This window comes from Hymenobacter roseosalivarius DSM 11622, from assembly GCF_900176135.1.
Lineage (GTDB): Bacteria > Bacteroidota > Bacteroidia > Cytophagales > Hymenobacteraceae > Hymenobacter > Hymenobacter roseosalivarius.
Genome location: NZ_FWWW01000055.1, coordinates 83,950 through 101,124 on the forward strand (window position 1 = coordinate 83,950; position 17,175 = coordinate 101,124).

At 58.2% G+C, this 17,175-nt stretch carries 15 protein-coding genes; 8 read left to right on the top strand and 7 right to left on the bottom strand.

All coding sequences use genetic code 11. The features are described from left to right. Positions 1 to 105 precede the first annotated feature (105 nt). Together B9A24_RS07590 and B9A24_RS07595 are read right to left on the bottom strand one after the other, a co-directional pair. Positions 106 to 795, bottom strand: a complete 690-nt coding sequence (locus B9A24_RS07590; protein ID WP_084444575.1) for a response regulator transcription factor — start codon at positions 793 to 795, stop codon at positions 106 to 108. Continuing rightward, positions 767 to 2,272, bottom strand: a complete 1,506-nt coding sequence (locus tag B9A24_RS07595) for a sensor histidine kinase (RefSeq protein ID WP_084444576.1) — start codon at positions 2,270 to 2,272, stop codon at positions 767 to 769. The genes B9A24_RS07590 and B9A24_RS07595 overlap by 29 nt, the downstream gene beginning before the upstream one ends. Before the next feature lie 224 nt (positions 2,273 to 2,496). On the opposite strand from B9A24_RS07595, the gene B9A24_RS07600 reads away from it, so the two are divergent. Next, complete coding sequence (locus B9A24_RS07600) at positions 2,497 to 3,102, top strand: hypothetical protein (protein ID WP_084444577.1); 606 nt, start codon at positions 2,497 to 2,499, stop codon at positions 3,100 to 3,102. 176 nt (positions 3,103 to 3,278) lie between these two features. Here B9A24_RS07600 and fabG read toward each other — a convergent pair whose 3' ends face one another. Next, positions 3,279 to 4,028, bottom strand: a complete 750-nt coding sequence (gene fabG / locus B9A24_RS07605; protein WP_084444578.1) for a 3-oxoacyl-[acyl-carrier-protein] reductase — start codon at positions 4,026 to 4,028, stop codon at positions 3,279 to 3,281. A 170-nt stretch (positions 4,029 to 4,198) separates the two neighbouring features. Between fabG and B9A24_RS07610 the strand changes: the two genes are divergently transcribed. Next, complete coding sequence (locus B9A24_RS07610) at positions 4,199 to 5,443, top strand: NAD(P)/FAD-dependent oxidoreductase (protein WP_084444579.1); 1,245 nt, start codon at positions 4,199 to 4,201, stop codon at positions 5,441 to 5,443. 94 nt (positions 5,444 to 5,537) lie between these two features. Beyond that, positions 5,538 to 6,314: an Imm50 family immunity protein gene (locus B9A24_RS07615; RefSeq protein WP_159451979.1), complete on the top strand. Its 777-nt coding sequence runs from the start codon at positions 5,538 to 5,540 to the stop codon at positions 6,312 to 6,314. Between the two features lie 88 nt (positions 6,315 to 6,402). On the opposite strand, the gene B9A24_RS21570 is transcribed toward B9A24_RS07615, so the two are convergent. Beyond that, positions 6,403 to 6,597, bottom strand: coding sequence for a hypothetical protein (locus B9A24_RS21570; RefSeq protein ID WP_143434819.1), 195 nt, complete (start codon positions 6,595 to 6,597; stop codon positions 6,403 to 6,405). 220 nt (positions 6,598 to 6,817) lie between these two features. On the opposite strand from B9A24_RS21570, the gene lpdA reads away from it, so the two are divergent. Together lpdA and B9A24_RS07625 are read left to right on the top strand one after the other, a co-directional pair. Continuing rightward, the gene (gene lpdA, locus B9A24_RS07620) at positions 6,818 to 8,212 is read left to right on the top strand and encodes a dihydrolipoyl dehydrogenase (protein WP_084444581.1); all 1,395 of its coding nucleotides are present in this window, start codon (positions 6,818 to 6,820) and stop codon (positions 8,210 to 8,212) included. A 119-nt stretch (positions 8,213 to 8,331) separates the two neighbouring features. Beyond that, positions 8,332 to 8,571, top strand: coding sequence for a virulence RhuM family protein (locus B9A24_RS07625; protein WP_084444582.1), 240 nt, complete (start codon positions 8,332 to 8,334; stop codon positions 8,569 to 8,571). Positions 8,572 to 8,694: 123 nt separating this feature from the next. On the opposite strand, the gene B9A24_RS07630 is transcribed toward B9A24_RS07625, so the two are convergent. Continuing rightward, positions 8,695 to 9,615 carry a DMT family transporter gene (locus B9A24_RS07630; protein WP_084444583.1) on the bottom strand — a complete coding sequence of 307 codons (921 nt, stop codon included), beginning with the start codon at positions 9,613 to 9,615 and terminating at the stop codon, positions 8,695 to 8,697. 178 nt (positions 9,616 to 9,793) lie between these two features. Here B9A24_RS07630 and B9A24_RS07635 point away from each other — a divergent pair, with 178 nt between their 5' ends. The 3 genes from B9A24_RS07635 (at position 9,794) to B9A24_RS07645 (ending at position 13,939) form a co-directional block, all read left to right on the top strand. Next, on the top strand, positions 9,794 to 11,125 hold the full coding sequence (locus B9A24_RS07635) for a replication-associated recombination protein A (RefSeq protein WP_084444584.1): 1,332 nt from the start codon (positions 9,794 to 9,796) through the stop codon (positions 11,123 to 11,125). A gap of 62 nt (positions 11,126 to 11,187) precedes the next feature. Continuing rightward, positions 11,188 to 12,948: a signal peptide peptidase SppA gene (sppA, locus tag B9A24_RS07640; protein ID WP_084444585.1), complete on the top strand. Its 1,761-nt coding sequence runs from the start codon at positions 11,188 to 11,190 to the stop codon at positions 12,946 to 12,948. Positions 12,949 to 13,120: 172 nt separating this feature from the next. Then, positions 13,121 to 13,939 (top strand): purine-nucleoside phosphorylase, encoded by an 819-nt coding sequence (locus B9A24_RS07645; RefSeq protein WP_084444586.1) that lies wholly within the window; start codon positions 13,121 to 13,123, stop codon positions 13,937 to 13,939. 9 nt (positions 13,940 to 13,948) lie between these two features. Here the strand turns inward: B9A24_RS07645 and B9A24_RS07650 are convergent, their stop codons facing one another. Both B9A24_RS07650 and B9A24_RS07655 read right to left on the bottom strand, forming a co-directional pair. Next, on the bottom strand, positions 13,949 to 14,788 hold the full coding sequence (locus B9A24_RS07650; RefSeq protein ID WP_159451980.1) for a DUF4249 domain-containing protein: 840 nt from the start codon (positions 14,786 to 14,788) through the stop codon (positions 13,949 to 13,951). A gap of 33 nt (positions 14,789 to 14,821) precedes the next feature. Further along, positions 14,822 to 17,173 carry a TonB-dependent receptor gene (locus tag B9A24_RS07655; protein WP_084444588.1) on the bottom strand — a complete coding sequence of 784 codons (2,352 nt, stop codon included), beginning with the start codon at positions 17,171 to 17,173 and terminating at the stop codon, positions 14,822 to 14,824. Positions 17,174 to 17,175 lie beyond the last annotated feature (2 nt).

The following is a 17,175-nucleotide window of genomic DNA, read 5'->3' on the forward strand; positions in this document are numbered from 1 at the left end:
TGACGGTTTAGGTGGTTGAGTTACTACTCATACGACCACGAGCAAGATGCTTCGCTCTGCTCTGCATGACGTTCAATATGCACTGACCAATTGATCTGTGAGGTGCTACACAATCAACTTATAACCCAGTCCCCGGATATTCAGAATCTCCACGGCTGGGTCGTGGCGCAGGTGTTTGCGGAGCTTAGAGATGAACACGTCCATGGAGCGGGCAGTGAAAAAGTTGTCGTTGCCCCAGAGCTGGTGCAGGCAGCGGGAGCGGTCCAGGATGCGGCCCTGATGCTGCACCAGCAGGCGCAACAGCTCGCTTTCACGGTGGGATAGCTTAGCCGTAAGCTGGCCCGCAAACCAAAGCTCTTGCTTGAAGGGAAGAAATGTGTAGCGGCCTACGGGTACGCTGGGAAGCATTTCGGCAGGCTCAGGCGGGGCAGTGCGGCGCAGCAGCTCGCGGATGCGCAGGAGCAATTCGTCCAGGCCGAAGGGTTTTTTGAGGTAGTCATTGCCGCCCACAGTGAAGCCGCGCACCACGTCGGCGGGCAGGGATTTGGCGGTCAGGAACAGGACGGGCGTGAGCGGGTCGGTGCGGCGCAACTCGCGCACGAAGGCAAAGCCGTCGAGTACGGGCAGCATCACATCCACGATGCACAGGGTGAACGGGGTTTGGTGGAAAGCGGCCAGGCCCTGCTGTCCGTCCGTGACGTGGGTGACCTGGTAGCCGCTGCGGCTCAGGCTCTCACGCAGGAGGCGGGCCAGGGGCAGCTCGTCTTCAAGCAGGAGTAGGTGGGGCAGGCTCATGCTGGGCGAGTGGCAAAGTGATGGTAAACGTGGTGCCGCGCCCGGCGGCGCTGCGCAGCGAAATTCGCCCCCCAAGCCCCTCCACGATGGTTTTGGTGTAGCTCAAGCCCAGGCCGTAGCCCTTCACGGCGTGGAGGTTGCCGGTAGGCACCCGGAAAAACCGGTCGAATACGCGGGCCTGGTAGGCGGCCGGAATGCCGGGGCCGTTGTCCGAAACTTCCAGGCTGGCCGTGCCCTCCTGGGCGAAATAGCGGATGGTGATGCGGGGCTCATTGAGGCTGTATTTGAGCGCGTTATCCAGTAGCGTCGCCAGCACGTTTGCCAGGTGGGTTTCGTCGCCGAGAACGTAGACAGGCGCGGCGGGTGGATGGTAACTAAGTCGGGCCTGAGCGAGCTGGGGGGCATTTTGCCGCAACACCTGCCCGATAAGCCGGCTTACCTCAACGGGCTGCCGGGCCAGAGCGGCCGGGGCCTGCTCCAGCACCACGCTGCGCAAAATCTGGTCGATCAGGCCGGTGAGGCGGCCGGCCTGCTGGCGGACGATGGTGAGGTAGTCGGCGGTAGCGGCGGGGCTGAGGGCGAAGGTTTGCAGGGCGTCGGCGGCCAGGCGGATGGTTGCCACGGGCGTTTTCAGCTCGTGGGTCATGTTGTTCACGAAGTCGTCTTTCAGCTCGGCCAGTTTGCGCTGGCGTAGCAGTGTCCGCACCGTGAAGCCAAAGCAGCCCAGCACGACGAGCATCAGCAGCAAAGAGCTGCCCAGTACCCATTTCATGCGGTCCAGAAACACCAGATTAGGATCTGGAAACCAGGCCTTTACCAGCTCCGGCTGGCCCATGATGCCCGTCTTAAATGCGCGGGTGCCGTAGCCAGCAGCCGACAACGCTTTGGGGGGCTTTTTGCCGACGGTGAGCCGGAAATTAGCCGCGATGTCGCGCTCTTTTAAGGCGGCAGCGTACAAAATCCGCAGCTGCTTCTGGTTGGTCCGACTTTGCTTACTGGCCTTACTCAGCCGGTCGCCCAGGCGCTGGGTATGGTATATAACAAAGCCTTCGCGCAGCTGTCGGGCGATGGTACCGGTGGCGAAACGACGAATGAAAAACTTCCTGGCCTGGGGCGTAATGGAAGGCAGCTTTTGCGGGAAATCATCGAAGCTGACGTCGAACGGCTGACTTTCTTCGATGGCAGATGGGTACTTGTCGGCCAGCGTGAAGACCGTGGTCTGATAGAGCGGATGCACATGACAGCCGATAACAACCTGGCTGGTGTCGGCGAGCCACGTTTGATACTGCCGTACTAAGCCTTGCCGGCGCTGAGCCTGCTCCTGCCGCACGGCCGTTTCCAGGGCGGCGCTGGTATCTTGGCGGAAGCCGCGGGTGGCGCTCTGGTAGGCCTGGTAATTCCAGTACAGCTGAAAGCCCAGCAGGCCCGCCGTGCAGATCGTCATTAAGCTCAAAACCAGGTGAATGCTGCGCTTCATCCGGCTAAAGATAGGCGGCCGGACGTTGGCTCACGGAAGTTTTAACACTATTTAACACTCCTTAACGAGGCTTAACACTGGCGCGTGTTGTGGCGGGCGTGCTTTGTCAAAAAAAGCCCCCCACCATGAAAAACCTGCTTCTGCCTGTCGTATTAAGCCTGGCAATTTGCCCCCCACTACCTCGGTTATCAACGCCTGTGCCGCTTACCGCGCCTTCGTTAGCCATGGCACCCGACAGCACCACGCTCCGCCTGACCTACGGGGCCGATAACCCGGAGCTGCGGAAACTCATGTCGCGGGTGCTGCAAATCGAGCAGCAGCGCCTGAGTATTCACGATTCGCGGCTGGCGGGCAAGCAGTTTCATCTCACGTTTCAGGAGTATCGCAATGGGGTGCCCAGCCCGGAAAAGGAGCTGGTAGCCAATGGCTCTCGGCTCACGCGCTTCGACTCCACGGGCCACTTCTCGCTGGAAGTTTTCAGCCGGCAAGTGAGCGAAGCGAAGGTGGAGAACCGATTTTTATTTGCCGCCGGCATGACCGTAAAAGCCTTCGACGTTGTCCCGCAAAAAGGTGATTTATACAGCCTGCGAGCCGATATTCGTCCGTTTCGGCAAGTGCGCGGCGCGGCCGGTGGCCCCGCCGACAACCCCATTACGGAAGCTCGTTTGCCGCTAGGTGTAAAAGTGCCTCTGCTTGTGTACACGCTGCCCTACGACGGTGGCGACTACCTGCAGTGGTGTACCGTAGCGCAGAGCCAGGTGCCGGTGGGAGAGTGGTACAAGCGGTTCCGCATCCCGCATTTCGTAGTGTACAGCCTGCGAATCGAGTAGCTCCAATCCTGGCTGCATGCGGCTTGGAAAAAGCCCGTGGCGCGCCTTGGGCAGGCATGTATCGTCGCTGTCGTTGTTGGAAATGCCCCCCAACCGACTGTTTCAACGATACGCAACTGCCCAGGGCGCGCCACGGGCGTTACATGCCACACCAAGCTTTAGCTTGGCGATACAGTCTATGTCAGCATGCCGCCGTCTACCTGCAATACCTGGCCGGTAATGTAGCTGCTGTCATCGGAGGCCAGGAAGGCGGTAGCTTTGGCTACATCTTCGGGGGTGCCGCCGCGCTTGAGCGGTATGGCTTTGCGCCACTCGTCGACCTGTTTGGGGTCGAGAGCGTCGGTCATTTCGGTTTCGATGAAGCCGGGGGCAATGGCGTTGCAGCGAATATTGCGCGAGCCCAGCTCCAGCGCCACCGACTTAGTGAAGCCGATAATGCCTGATTTGGAAGCTGCGTAATTGGCCTGGCCAGCGTTGCCTTTGATGCCAACTACGGAGGTCATGTTCACGATGCTGCCGGCTTTGGCGCGCATCATGGGCTTGATGGCGGCTTTGGTCAGGTTAAACACCGACTTGAGATTCACGGCTAGCACTTGGTCCCAGTTCTGCTCGCTCATGCGCATGAGCAGACCATCCTGGGTGATGCCGGCATTATTGACCAGAATATCCAGGCGGCCAAATTCAGTCATCACATCCTCAACCAGCTTCTCAGCATCAGCATACACGGAGGCGTCGGAGCGGAAGCCTTTGATTTTAGTGCCGTGGGCGGCTAGTTCTAGTTCGAGCTGCTGGCCTTTCTCCACGCTGGAGAGGTAGGTGAAAGCGATGTTGGCGCCAAGCTGGGCGAAATGGGTAGCAATAGCGCGGCCGATTCCTTTGGAGGCGCCGGTGATGAGGGCAGTTTTTCCGTCGAGCAGTTTTGTCATGCGGGCGAAGGTAGCAACGATTAACCTCACCCCCTAGCCCCCTCTCCTCCGGGAGAGGGGGGACTAGTTTTAGCTTTTCTAGAAAACCAGAACCTAGAGCTAGTTCCCCTTCTCCCCTAGGAGAAGGGGTTAGGGGATGAGGTCAGGCATCGTACCTTCGCCCCTGACTTATGCGCGAAACCGACATCTGCATTCTCGGGGCCGGCCCCGGCGGGGCCACGGCTGCCCTGCACCTAGCCAACGCAGGTCAGCGCTGCCTGCTGCTCGATCGCGCCACCTTCCCCCGCGACAAAATCTGCGGCGACGCGCTCAGCGGCAAAGTGGTAAGCGAGCTGCGCCGCATCGACGAAAATTTGCCCCCCAGACTTGCCGCCGACGCCACCCAGCTGCCCGCCTGGGGTATCGATTTCTTTGCGCCCAACGGCCGCCGCCTCGGTATTCCGTTTCGGCCTAATTTCAACAAAGCCACCGACCCCGCCGCAGGCCACATTGCCAAGCGCATCGACTTTGATAATTTTCTGGTAGAAGAAGTTCGCCAGCGGCCCGAAATCGAGCTGCTGGAAGGCGTAGACATCGCCCACCACGAGCGCACCGCCGACGGCCGCTGGCACCTGCGCTCCGCCGATGGCGCCGTGGAAATCACCGCCAGAATTTTGCTCGTAGCCAACGGGGCGCAGTCGGCGTTTGCGCGCCAGATTGGCGGCCATCAACTGGAGCCTGACCATCACTGCGCCGGTTTACGGGCGTATTATCAGGGCGTAACGGGCCTCAGCCAAGACAATTTTATCGAGCTGCACTTTATCAAAGAGTTTTTGCCCGGCTACTTGTGGGTTTTTCCTTTGCCCAATGGTCAGGCCAACGTGGGCGTGGGGATGCTAAGCAAAACGGTGTCGCAGAAGAAGATAAATCTGCGCCAGCGCCTCACAGAAATCCTGGAAACCCACCCCGCCCTGCGGGAAAGGTTTAAAGACGCCGAGCGCCTGGGGCCGGTGCGTGGCTTCGGTCTGCCGCTGGGCTCCAAGCGCCGCTCCCTCTCCGGCGACGCCTACATGCTGCTCGGCGACGCGGGCTCCCTCATCGACCCCTTCTCCGGCGAAGGCATTAGTCACGCCATGGTCAGTGGCCGCCACGCCGCCGACTGGACCGCCCGAGCCTTGGCCGCTCATGATTTCTCGGCCAGTTTCCTCAGAGGCTACGACGCGGCCGTATATAATCGGCTGTGGCAGGAGCTGCGCCTGAGTCGGGCCATGCAGCGGCTGCTGGCGTTTCCGTGGCTGTTCAACGTGGTAGCCAACCGCGCCGCCAATAACCCCACGCTGGCCGAAACCATCAGCAATATGTTCCTGGATCTGAACCTGCGCGAGCGGCTGCGGCAGCCGAGTTTCTATGTGAAGCTGTTGCTGGGGGGCAAGTAGATTCCTGCTCTAATCAGGTGGTCATGCTCTATGTGGCGTCCGCTTGTCGAAAGATCTCTTCCACTCCGCCTGCATCTGTTAAATGAATCTATCCATGGCAGAAACTGAAAACCCCGCAATTAGCCGGATAGTCAACTCTGAAATTGTTCTTCAGCATTTTGGCTACTGGCCAAGTTTTCATGACGCTGTCATTTCTAAAGTGACTTTTGAAGTTCACTCTCCATTTTTGGCTTCAGTCGCGTTTCTAATTGCAACCTGTGAGACGACGGATGAGGTCGAAGAACAAGGATATTACAAGCAGACAAAGCATTGTGATATAGAGCTTCAGTTTCTAGGCATTCAGGAAATGGTTTTCGGCTTAGATCATCAACCCATCATCTTCAACTTATCCTTTGAAGAGCGTGATAGCTCTATAAAATGCTCAATGTCTTCCTCAGCAGAAGAATTTGCTATAGTTACCGAAAAAGTAGTTGTAAAGAGTTTGACGCCAACTACTCCAACCCCAGATGAGGCACTTGAGGAAGTAAACTTGGACGAGCCTATGGACGCGAAAAATATATTCATTTCAAGTCAGCACCGGCTAAAGGATATTGATTGGTCGGATTTAATTTATGTTGGCTTATACCACGAACAGGCTAATGAATATAAAGCCGATAAAGTGGCAGCATATGCTCATGGTTTATTTGACGAACAGGAAGTATATGTGGTTATTGATCGGCATGATTCCTATTTGTCAACATTGGACGAGGCACTAAAAAACGTGAGCGTATTTTTGAAAATAACTAACGTTCTACTGTGCGATACGTCATTTACAAAGGCTATGCAGTTTAGTAAGATTGGTGTCATGTCCTACGGGCAGAAACGCAAGTAATCCTCCACAACGAAGCGGTAGAGATGCTTCCGCAAGCGGACGTCAGATTAGGCATGACCGCCTAGTTTCGATAGCTATATAATCCATTTTAGATTGTTGAATCAGGTGCGGTGGCGCTATTAGGATCAGTGTTGCGCGGGGCGGCGGGCTCACGCTCTACGGCTCGGCGGGCCGATGGCGTTGACTTATACTTGGTGGGCGCTTCCTGTTCGGGAGTAGAGGCACACTGCGTAGTGAGCAGCAGTAAGCTGGCTCCAAATAAGGAGAGTAGGGTTGTTTTCATAACAATAGAAAGTAAGGATAAAGCCCAAACCGGACCAGTTATCACGCGGTTGTGTAGTGTACGGCGAGGCCACCGCTGGGGGCAAATTCACGCGCTTTTTACCAAGAGCAACTCTACAAAACCTTATTGTTGGGAGTAACAAACGCTGGTTATCTTTGCCCGGCTCGGGCGGCTGGCCTGCCCATGCGAAAATTTTCTTTCTCTTCTCAAGCACAAGAACATGGCATTGCAATATGATCTGGTCGTGGTTGGCAGCGGGCCGGGTGGCTACGTGGCCGCTATTCGGGCTTCCCAACTGGGGCTGAAAGTAAGCGTGATAGAGCGCGAATCGCTGGGGGGCATTTGTCTCAACTGGGGCTGCATCCCAACCAAAGCGCTGCTCAAAAGCGCCCAGGTATTCGAGTATTTCAAACACGCCGAAGACTATGGCCTGAAGGTGGAAAACCCCAGCTACGACTTCGGGGCCGTGGTGCAGCGCAGCCGCGGCGTGGCCGATGGCATGAGCAAGGGCATCAACTTCCTGTTCAAAAAGAATAAAATTGAAACGGTATCGGGCACGGGCAAACTGCTGGCTCCCGGCAAAGTGGAGGTGACCAAAGCCGACGGCTCGAAGGAAACAGTAGAGGCTAAGCATATCATTCTGGCCACTGGCGCCCGCTCGCGCGAGCTGCCCAACCTGCCCATCGACGACAAGAAAATCATCGGCTACCGCAAGGCCATGACTCTGGAGCAAATGCCCAAGCGCCTCGTGGTGGTGGGCTCGGGCGCTATCGGCGTTGAGTTTGCGTACTTCTACCGGGCTATGGGCTCGGAGGTGACCATCGTGGAGTTCATGCCCCGCATTGTGCCTGTGGAGGACGAAGAAATTTCGCGGCAGATGGAGAAGTCCTTCAAGAAGATGGGAATGACCATCCTGACCAGCGCCGAAGTAACCAAGGTGGATACCAGTGGCACCGGCTGCAAGGTGACGGTGAAAACCGCCAAGGGCGATCAGCAGATTGAGTGCGACGTGGTGCTCTCCGCCGTGGGCGTGCAAACCAACCTCGAAAATCTGGGCCTCGAAGAGCTGGGCATTAAAGTAGAGAAGGGCCGCATCATCGTGGATGAGTTTTACAAAACCAACGTGGACGGCATCTACGCCATCGGCGACATCGTGCCCGGCCCGGCGCTGGCGCACGTAGCGTCGGCTGAGGGCATTATCTGCGTAGAGAAAATCACTGGCCACCACCCCGAGCCGCTCAACTACCAGAATATTCCCGGCTGCACCTACGCTCAGCCCGAAATCGCCAGCGTCGGCATGACCGAAAAAGAAGCCCGCGACAAGGGCCTGGACATTCTGGTGGGCAAATTCCCCTTCTCGGCTTCGGGCAAAGCCAGCGCCGGCGGCGTGAAAGACGGCTTCGTGAAAGTCATTTTCGACGCCAAGTACGGCGAGTGGCTCGGTGCCCACATGATCGGCTCGAACGTGACCGAAATGATTGCTGAGGTAGTAGTAGCCCGCAAGCTCGAAACCACCGGCCACGAAATCATCAAGTCCGTGCACCCGCACCCGACCATGTCGGAAGCCGTGATGGAAGCCGCCGCCGCGGCTTACGGCGAGGTGATTCACTTGTAAGCAACAAGATTGAGCTTTCATAATTAAAAAGCCCCCCAGTGTATAGCTGGGGGGCTTTTTTTGCCTTTATTGTAACCTCGGCAGGTTTGCTGCCTGTTTGTGATTTCCCCCTTCAGCTTATGTCAGTTACCAACAATATTCTTCTTTACCAATTGCCCGACGGGCAAACGCAATTGGAAGTGCACCTGCAAAATGAATCAGTGTGGCTGACGCAGGTGCAGATGGCAGAACTGTTCGATGCGTCGCATCCCAATGTGACTATGCACATTCGCAACGTGTTTAAGGAAGGCGAATTGGAGGAAAACGCAGTTGGTAAGGAATCCTTACTAACTGCCGCGGATGGCAAGCAGAACTATTAAATTATTTTTTCAGAAGGCAGTTAGTTGTCCGGAATTACCGGACAACTGTATCCGTAGCTTCACTTGTCAAGAATTCCTTGACAAGTGAATTATTACGCGGACTATAAATGCATTTCTGCGAGCCTAATCCAGCACGGGTTCCAGCGGCACCTGGGGCCTTGGCTTACGACTCACTAGAAAGACGCCGCCAAAAATCAGGGCCGCTTGAAGGGCACGGCCCCAGGTGAAATGGTCTTTGCCTAGGCTCACGGCAATGAGCACGGCCAGCACCGGCTGCAAGTAGATATACACGCCCAGCAGGGCCGGGGAGGCGTATTTAAGCGCCCAGTTGTTGAGCAGATACGCGATAATGGTCAGGAAGAGGACCATGTAAATCACCTCGGACCAAATGTAGAGCGGAAAGGCGGCGTAGTTGGTTTCCAGGACGTTGCGCCAGCCAAAGGGCACCGCCACCAACGCCCCCACCTGAAAAATGCGGGCCAGCACGGTGAAAGCATTGTACTTGCGCATGAGCGGCGTCACCAGCACCAGGTACACCCCAAAAGCCGTGGCGTTGAGCAGAATAAGAATGTTGCCCAGGGTGGCATTAGGATAAATAGCGTCGGTGGGGTTGCGGCTCAGGATGAGCGTAGCGGCCCCGATGGCACCCAGCAAAATGCCCCCCACGCGGGCTCCCGTGATTTTTTCGCGCAATAAGACCGCCGAAGCCAGGACCACTACGATGGGCGCGATGGTCTGAAGCAGGGATGCGTTGATGGGCGAAGTGTAATTAAGGCCCGAGAAAAACAGCAGCTGATTGACCCCAATGCCCGTGACCCCGCAGATGATAGAGCGCCCCGTATCGGCGCGGCCCTGAATGCGGTCCTGGGGGGCAACGAGGCGGCTGAGCACGGTGAAGAACAGGGCGGCCCCCACGATGCGCAGCGTCACGATGCCGAAAGGACCCATATAGTGGGGCATGACATCCTTGGAAAGACTGTAGTTGGCGGCGTAAATAAGGGCCACCAGAGACAAGGCCGCGTGTACGCGCAGAGAATTTTTCATCGGGCGCAAAGGTAAGAGTAGCCGGTGGACCGACGAATCGCCCAAAGGGCTTCGTCGGTCCATTATCGTTGAAGGCCGTTAGGCGAGTCGTTCAACGATAGTGGTACTACTACTTTTTCCGTCGTAGTACCACCCGCAAGCTTCACGCTACATCTATCTTTGAGTTTTCCTCGCACTTATGACGACCGGCTCCCTCTTCGACCCCGAACCTACTCCGGCCCAACCCGCCAATCCTGCCCAAAATGCCCCCCTGGCGGAGCGCCGGCGTCCGCGTACGCTTGGCGAGTACGCCGGGCAGCAGCACCTGGTAGGCCCGGCCGGCGTGCTGCGGCGCTACCTGGCCGGAGGGCGCCTGCCGTCCCTGATATTGTGGGGGCCGCCGGGCGTGGGCAAAACCACCCTGGCCCACCTGCTGGCCGAGGAGCTGAAACAGCCCTTTGTGGCCCTGAGCGCCATCAACGCGGGCGTGAAAGATGTGCGCGAGGTAATTGAGAAAGCCAAGGCGCGGCCGGGCACGGTGCTCTTTATTGATGAAATTCACCGCTTCAGCAAGTCGCAGCAGGACGCGTTGCTTGGGGCGGTGGAGCGCGGCACGGTCACGCTGATTGGGGCTACTACCGAGAATCCGTCGTTTGAGGTGATTCCGGCCTTGCTGAGCCGGGCGCAGGTGTACGTGCTGGAGCCGCTGAGCAAGGAAGTGCTGACGGGGTTGGTTGATAAAGCCTTAGCCGAAGACGAAACCCTGCGGCGCAAAAACGTGCGCGTGGCCGAGTACAGCGCCCTGCTCACTATCTCCGGCGGCGACGCCCGCAAGCTGCTCAACCTGCTCGAAATAGTAGTGGAAGCCAGCCCAGCGGATGCCAAAACGGGCGAAACCGTCATTACCGACGCCCTGGTGCAGGAGCTGGCCCAGCAGCACCTGGCCCGCTACGACAAAGGCGGCGAAATGCACTACGATGTCATTTCGGCCTTTATCAAAAGCATCCGCGGCTCCGACCCCAACGCGGCCCTGTACTGGCTGGCCGTGATGCTGGAAGGCGGCGAAGACGTGAAGTTCATTGCCCGCCGTCTGCTCATTCTGGCTTCCGAAGACATCGGCAACGCCAACCCCAACGCCCTGATGCTGGCCCAAAGCTGCTTCCAGGCCGTCACGGTTATCGGCCTGCCCGAAAGCGACATTATTCTGGGGCAAACCGTGGTGTATTTGGCGACCAGCGCGAAGAGCAACGCCAGCTACAAGGGCATCCGGGAGGCGCGGGCGCTGGTGCGCCAGCAGGGTGTGCAGCCGGTGCCCATTCCGCTGCGCAACGCGCCCACCCGCCTGCTGAAGCAGCTCGGCTACGGGCAGCAATACCAGTACTCGCACGACTACGATGGCAATTTTGCCCCCCAGGAGTTTTTACCCGAGGCCCTCAGCGGCACCCGCTTCTACGAGCCCGGCCACAACGCCAGCGAGCAGAAGCTGCGCGAGCGGCTACGGCAGTGGTGGGGGGCAAAATATGGGTATTGAGGCCCTCGTCACCCAAACCCTTCTACATTTGTTAAGCACTCAGCTATAACTCTTCTATTCCCATGAGACAGTTCTTTAAATACGTGCTGGCCACGCTAGTTGGCCTTACCGCCTTTGCCTTCATCGGCTTCTTGCTGCTGGTGGGCGTCATCGTGTCGGCGGCCAGCTCCGACGATGAGGTGGAAGTAGCCAAGAACTCGGTGCTGGAGCTCAAGCTCGATCAGCCTATTTCGGAGCGGGAGAGCCCGGAGTCGCTGGGCAGCCTGCTTGGGGGCGGCAGCAGCGCCAGCAGTGGCCTGGACCAGATAAAAGAAGCCATTCGGCGGGCCAAAACCGACGACAACATCAAGGGTATTTTCCTGAACGTGGAGCTGGTGCAGGCTGGCATGGCTACGCTGGAGGAAATTCGCAATGAGCTGCTGGACTTCAAAAAGTCGGGCAAGTTCCTGGTGGCTTACAACGACCTATCGTCGGAGAAAAGCTACTACCTGGCTTCCGTAGCCGACAAGATTTACCTGAATCCGCAGGGGACGCTGGAGTTTAATGGCCTCAGCTCGGAGACCTATTATTACAAAAACCTCTTCGAGAAGGCCGGAATCGAGCCGTATATCTTCCGCGTGGGCTCGTTTAAGAGCGCCGTGGAGCCCTTTTTCCGGGAGAATATGTCGGATTCGGCGCGGCTGCAAACCTCGTCGTTTCTCAACTCGATGAACGATTTCATGCTCGGCCACGTAGCCGCCGCCCGCCGCATCGCGCCCGCCCGCCTGCGCGTGATTTCTGATTCAATGCTGGTGCACAACGCCGACGACGCCAAGCGCCTGGGCCTGGTCACGGACCTGGGCTACTACGATCAGGCGCTGAGCTTGATGAAGAAGAAGGCCGGGGTGGAGGCAGACAAAAAGCTGGGCCTAGTCAGTCTGAGCACCTACCAGCGCGGCCAGAGCGACGACAAGGGCAGCGGCTCTAACCGCATTGCCGTCATCTACGCCGATGGCGACATCGTGACCGGCAAGGGCGACAACAACGATGTGGGCAGCACCCGCTTCGCCGAGGCCATCCGTCAGGCCCGCCTCGACGATAAAGTGAAAGCCGTGGTGCTGCGCGTCAACTCGCCCGGCGGTTCGTCGCTGGCCTCCGATATTATTTACCGCGAAGTGGTGCTCACCAAAAAAGTGAAGCCCATCGTGTGCTCCATGTCGGACGTGGCGGCCTCGGGGGGCTATTTTATTGCCATGGCCTGCGATACTATCGTGGCGCATCCGAACACCATTACGGGCAGTATCGGCGTGTTTGGGGTGCTGCCCAATATTCAGCCTTTGCTCCGCGACAAGCTCGGCATCACCACCGACCGCGTGACGACCGGTAAATTTTCGGATCTGCCCACCATCACGCGCCCGCTTACGGCCTACGAGCAGCAGCAGCTGCAAGCGGAAGTGAACCGCATCTACGCCGACTTCACGACCAAAGCCGCGAAGGGCCGCCATATGCCCGTAGAAAAGCTGCGGGGCTATGCTTCGGGCCGGGTATGGTCGGGCTCGGAAGCCAAACAGCGCGGCCTAGTGGATGTGCTCGGCTCCTTCGAGGATGCCCTGCGCATTGCCGCCCGCCGCGCCAAACTGAAGGACGACGACTACCGCCTGCAACGCCTGCCCCGTCAGAAAACCTTCGTGGAAAATATCTTCGATAGCTTCGGGATGGAGGCGCGGCAGCAGCTGGTGAAGCAGGAGCTGGGCCCGCTTTATCCCATGTACGAGCAGTATCAGAAGCTGCTGAAGCTGCAAGGCGTACAGGCCCGCTTGCCGTATGAGATGCGGATTGAGTAAGTATAAAACAAGAACGTCATGCAGAGCAGAGCGAAGTATCTCGCGTGTTTAGTTAAGTTACTACCCTGACATCAGCACGCGAGAGGCTTCGCTTCGCTCTGCATGACGTTCTGACTAATTCTGAACGGAGAGAACTAACTTCTGTTTAGCTAACATTCCCAAAAAAACCCCCATGCAGCACTTGCGCGAAGCCGCTGACCACATCCGCCGCCAGCTCGGCGACTTCCAGCCCGAATTCGGAATCATCCTCGGCACCGGCCTGGGCGCATTGGTAAAGGAGTTGGAAATTCAGCATGAATTCTCTTACAGCGACTTGCCCCACTTCCCGGTTTCGACGGTGGAAAGCCACTCAGGGAAGCTGCTGGGGGGCATTTTGGCCGACCGGCGGGTGCTGGTGATGCAGGGGCGCTTTCACTACTACGAGGGCTACACCATGCAGCAGGTGGTATTTCCGGTACGCGTGATGAAGCTGCTCGGCATTCAGAAGCTCTTCGTGAGCAACGCAGCCGGGGGGCTGAACCCGGACTTCGCGATGAGTGATTTGATGCTCATTGAAGACCACCTGAATTTGCAGCCCACCAATCCGCTCATCGGCCCCAACCTGGATGAGTTGGGGCCGCGCTTCCCCGATATGCTAGAGCCCTACGACCACGCGCTGCTGGCCCAGGCCCAGCGCGCCGCCCACGACCTGGGCCTCACCAACTACGTGCGCCGCGGCGTGTATGCCAGCCTGCCCGGCCCCATGCTCGAAACGCCCGCCGAATACCGCTACCTGCGCCTCATTGGGGCCGATGCGGTGGGCATGAGCACGGTGCCCGAGGTCATTGCCGCCCGCCAGATGGAGCTGCCCGTGCTGGCCATTTCGGTCATCACCGACCTGTGCTCGCCCGGCAAGCTGCGCAAGGTGCATATTGCCGACATCCTGGCCGCCGCCGCCGCCGCCGAGCCCCGCCTGACGGCCCTGCTGCGGACCGTGCTGGCGCGGCAGTAGCCGCCGGCCTCAGCGAATAACCAGGGACCGGCGCTGGTAGCTCAGAATGGTAAAGACGCCGATGCCGCCCTGCACCGTAGATTGAATGGCTGCGGGCTGCGCGAAGGGGTTGCCGTTGGCATTGCGCGCGTTCTGGGTCGATTGCAGAAAGCGGTAATAAGGCTGGTCGAGGTGGAAGAGCGTGACGATGAGCAAGTCGCCGGAGATAAACTCGTAACTGGTGCCGAGCGTGATTTCCTTGCCCTCGTTGAGGCGATCCTCGATGCTGTAGTCCACCTCCGGGTTTTGGGAAATACTGTCGCGGTGAATCTGGAAGCGGTAGAAGTCGAGCGTTGCCAGTGGGTCGCGGAAACGACCCAGAACGATGGCCTCGCGCTGCTGGACTGGCCGGTCGTTGAAGTTGAACTCGACCGTATCGAGCGGTACGGTGGCGGGCATCTTAGCGGTGCCCGTAACGATGCGGCCCTTGGTGTCTTTTGCCTCTAGGGTGAACACATCGCCGGGGCGAATCAGAAGGCGGCTCCGGCTGCTGTGCGTGTACACTTTGCCGGTGATAAAGTTGAAGCCAGGATTATAGAGTAAGGTTTCGCGCTGCCGGTTAGGCCCCGATATGACCACCGTCACGTCGGATGGCACCACGGGAATAGGCGACGACAGGTAGGGTGCCGTTTCGCTCACCGTGAGCTGGGCGCGCTGGTTGGGCTCCAGATAGCACTCGACCACCAGCTGGGCCGGGGCCGTGGGGATAACCACATCGATATCCTGCTGTAAGTTTTCGCAGCTCACTGCCCCCAGCAGCAATACCAGCGCCAGCAAACGCCACATGCCGCGTGTCAGAATGTTTTTCACATAAAGTCCCATAGATCGAAACACAGCCAGCGGTCAGAATTTGAAGTTGTAGGTCACGGAAGGAATAATCGGGAACAGCGATACCTGACGGGCGCGGTAGCCAGTTACCTGATCAGAATTGGGGTCCTTTATCTGGTCGAAGTAGATGAAGTAGGGATTGCGACGGTTATAGGTGTTATAAATGCTAAACGTCAGGTCCGACTCATCGAACAAGCGGTTGGGCTTCAGGTTCCACACCAGGCCCAGATCGAGGCGGTGGTAGGGTGCCAGACGGTAGGAGTTGCGGTCGGGGTAGATGGGCACGGCCACGGCCTCGGCCCCGTATACTTCCTGAAATACAAACCGCCCCTGCGGCAACGTCGTAGGGGCGCCGGAGCTGTATACGAAGGAACCCGTCAGGTTCAGGCGCTCGGTGAGCCGGTGCAGCACCACCACGGTCAGGTTGTGGCGGCGGTCGTAGGTGGGGAAGAAATCGGCACCGTTGTTAATGCCCGTCGTGCCGCGTTGGGGGGCAAATTTGCGCTTGCTCCAGGCTAGCGTGTAGCCCATCCAGCCGGTGGTGCGGCCCGTCTTCTTTTCCAAGTACAGCTCGTTGCCGTAGCTCCAGCCTTTCCCAAACAGAAACTCCGCATCCAAGTCCGAGTTCACGAATAGCTGGGCACCGTCACGGAAGTCAATCTGATTCTGGGCCCATTTATAATACACCTCGTTGGTCAGCAGAAATTGCCCCCTACCGAGCAGAAAGCTTACGCCGGCGGCTACCTGCTGGGAGCGCTGCGGCTTCACCGATTGCCGCGACGGATACCAGATATCGGTTGGCAGGGAGGCTCCTGAGTTCGTGACCAGATGTACGTACTGATACATCATCGCGTAGCTGGCTTTCAATGACATGTTGGGCGTGAGCGAGTAGCGCACCGCCGCCCGCGGCTCCAGACCGACATAGCGGTTGGAGTCGCTCTGGAAATAGGTGGCCCGCAGGCCGTATTCCAACTGAAGCTTGTCGCTGGCTTTGAAATTGTCGCTGGCATAGAGCGCCCCTTCCTGACCCCGGTAGCTTACGTCGGAGCCGAAGCCCAAACGGCCATCCTTGCTGCCGGCCTGCAAGCGGCCTACCCCGAAACGATAGGCCTTCGTGGCCCCCCCGAATTTAAGCGTATGGCGCTCGTTGGGCTGATATTCCACATCCGTGCGCAAGGCTATATCATGGATTCTGGAAGACAGGTTGAAGCTGAACTGGTCGATCTTGTTGGTCACCGCATAGTCGTAATTCGTGTACGAGGCGGTGGTATTCATAAACAGCTTGGGCGAAAATACGTGGTTCCAGCGTAGCGCGGCCACGGTATTGCCCCAGGTAAAATCAAAGTTGAAGCTGTTGGCGCTGTTAAAGCCAAACACGTCGCGGCCGTAGTAGCCCGTCAGAAAAATCTGATCTTTGGGCCCGAGCCTATAGTTGGCCTTGGCGTTGTAATCGGCGAAATAATAGTTGGGAATGGGGTTAAATTCCGGGTCGTCGGCGTTCAGCTTATTGATCTGACGCGTGAATACATCGAAGTACGTGCGCCGCCCCGACAGGATAAAAGAGCCTTTATCCTTTACAATGGGGCCTTCTACCGTCAGGCGCGAGGAAATAAGGCCGAGGCCCCCGCTTACCCCCAGCTTCTTGGGGTTGCCCTCGCGCAGCTTCACATCAACCACCGACGACAAACGCCCCCCAAACTGGGCCGGGAAGCCGCCTTTGTATAAATCCACGCTTTGCACGGCATCCGGGTTGAACACCGAAAACAGCCCAAACAAGTGCGAAGGATTATACACCACCGCCTCATCGAGCAGGTACAGATTCTGGTCGGAAGATCCGCCGCGCACGAACAGGCCGCTGGTGCCCTCGCCCCCATTTTGTACGCCGGGCTTGAGCTGTAGGGTTTTTAGCAGATCAACTTCCCCGAATAGGGCCGGTAGCAGCTTGGCCTCGCGGGTGGTAAGGCGCTCCACGCTCATTTGGGTGGTTTGCAGCTTCTGCTCCAGGGTGCCTGAGCCTTCCACTATCACCTCGCCCAATTCATTGGCAGCCTCCGGCAGCACGAAAGAGATACGCTGGGTGCGGTTCACGTTTATCTCCCGGGTTATCGTCTCGTACCCGATAAAGGAAATGACCAGCGCGTAGCGTCCCGCCGGCAGGGGCAGGGAGTAAAACCCCTTTTCGTCGGCCGTGGCGCCGGTGTTCAGCGCCGGCACGGCCACGGAAGCGCCCGGCAGCACGCCCTGGTCGGTAGCCCCGCGCACATAGCCGCTCAGCGTAACGGTGGCCTGGGCCAGCGCCAATCGGGGCAACGCGCACAGAATCAGTAAGAAAAATAAGGACTGAACAAAGGGTACTACTACACGCATAG

What these genes read in the sequence shown, in the direction of transcription:
- B9A24_RS07615 (WP_159451979.1), top strand. Translation starts at nt 5,538, where the DNA reads ATGGCAGAAACTGAAAACCCCGCAATTAGCCGGATAGTCAACTCTGAA.
- sppA (WP_084444585.1), top strand. Translation starts at nt 11,188, where the DNA reads ATGAGACAGTTCTTTAAATACGTGCTGGCCACGCTAGTTGGCCTTACC.
- B9A24_RS07595 (WP_084444576.1), bottom strand. Translation starts at nt 2,272, where the DNA reads ATGAAGCGCAGCATTCACCTGGTTTTGAGCTTAATGACGATCTGCACG.
- lpdA (WP_084444581.1), top strand. Translation starts at nt 6,818, where the DNA reads ATGGCATTGCAATATGATCTGGTCGTGGTTGGCAGCGGGCCGGGTGGC.
- B9A24_RS07625 (WP_084444582.1), top strand. Translation starts at nt 8,332, where the DNA reads ATGTCAGTTACCAACAATATTCTTCTTTACCAATTGCCCGACGGGCAA.
- B9A24_RS07590 (WP_084444575.1), bottom strand. Translation starts at nt 795, where the DNA reads ATGAGCCTGCCCCACCTACTCCTGCTTGAAGACGAGCTGCCCCTGGCC.
- B9A24_RS21570 (WP_143434819.1), bottom strand. Translation starts at nt 6,597, where the DNA reads ATGAAAACAACCCTACTCTCCTTATTTGGAGCCAGCTTACTGCTGCTC.
- B9A24_RS07645 (WP_084444586.1), top strand. Translation starts at nt 13,121, where the DNA reads ATGCAGCACTTGCGCGAAGCCGCTGACCACATCCGCCGCCAGCTCGGC.
- B9A24_RS07600 (WP_084444577.1), top strand. Translation starts at nt 2,497, where the DNA reads ATGGCACCCGACAGCACCACGCTCCGCCTGACCTACGGGGCCGATAAC.
- B9A24_RS07655 (WP_084444588.1), bottom strand. Translation starts at nt 17,173, where the DNA reads ATGCGTGTAGTAGTACCCTTTGTTCAGTCCTTATTTTTCTTACTGATT.
- fabG (WP_084444578.1), bottom strand. Translation starts at nt 4,028, where the DNA reads ATGACAAAACTGCTCGACGGAAAAACTGCCCTCATCACCGGCGCCTCC.
- B9A24_RS07610 (WP_084444579.1), top strand. Translation starts at nt 4,199, where the DNA reads ATGCGCGAAACCGACATCTGCATTCTCGGGGCCGGCCCCGGCGGGGCC.
- B9A24_RS07635 (WP_084444584.1), top strand. Translation starts at nt 9,794, where the DNA reads ATGACGACCGGCTCCCTCTTCGACCCCGAACCTACTCCGGCCCAACCC.
- B9A24_RS07630 (WP_084444583.1), bottom strand. Translation starts at nt 9,615, where the DNA reads ATGAAAAATTCTCTGCGCGTACACGCGGCCTTGTCTCTGGTGGCCCTT.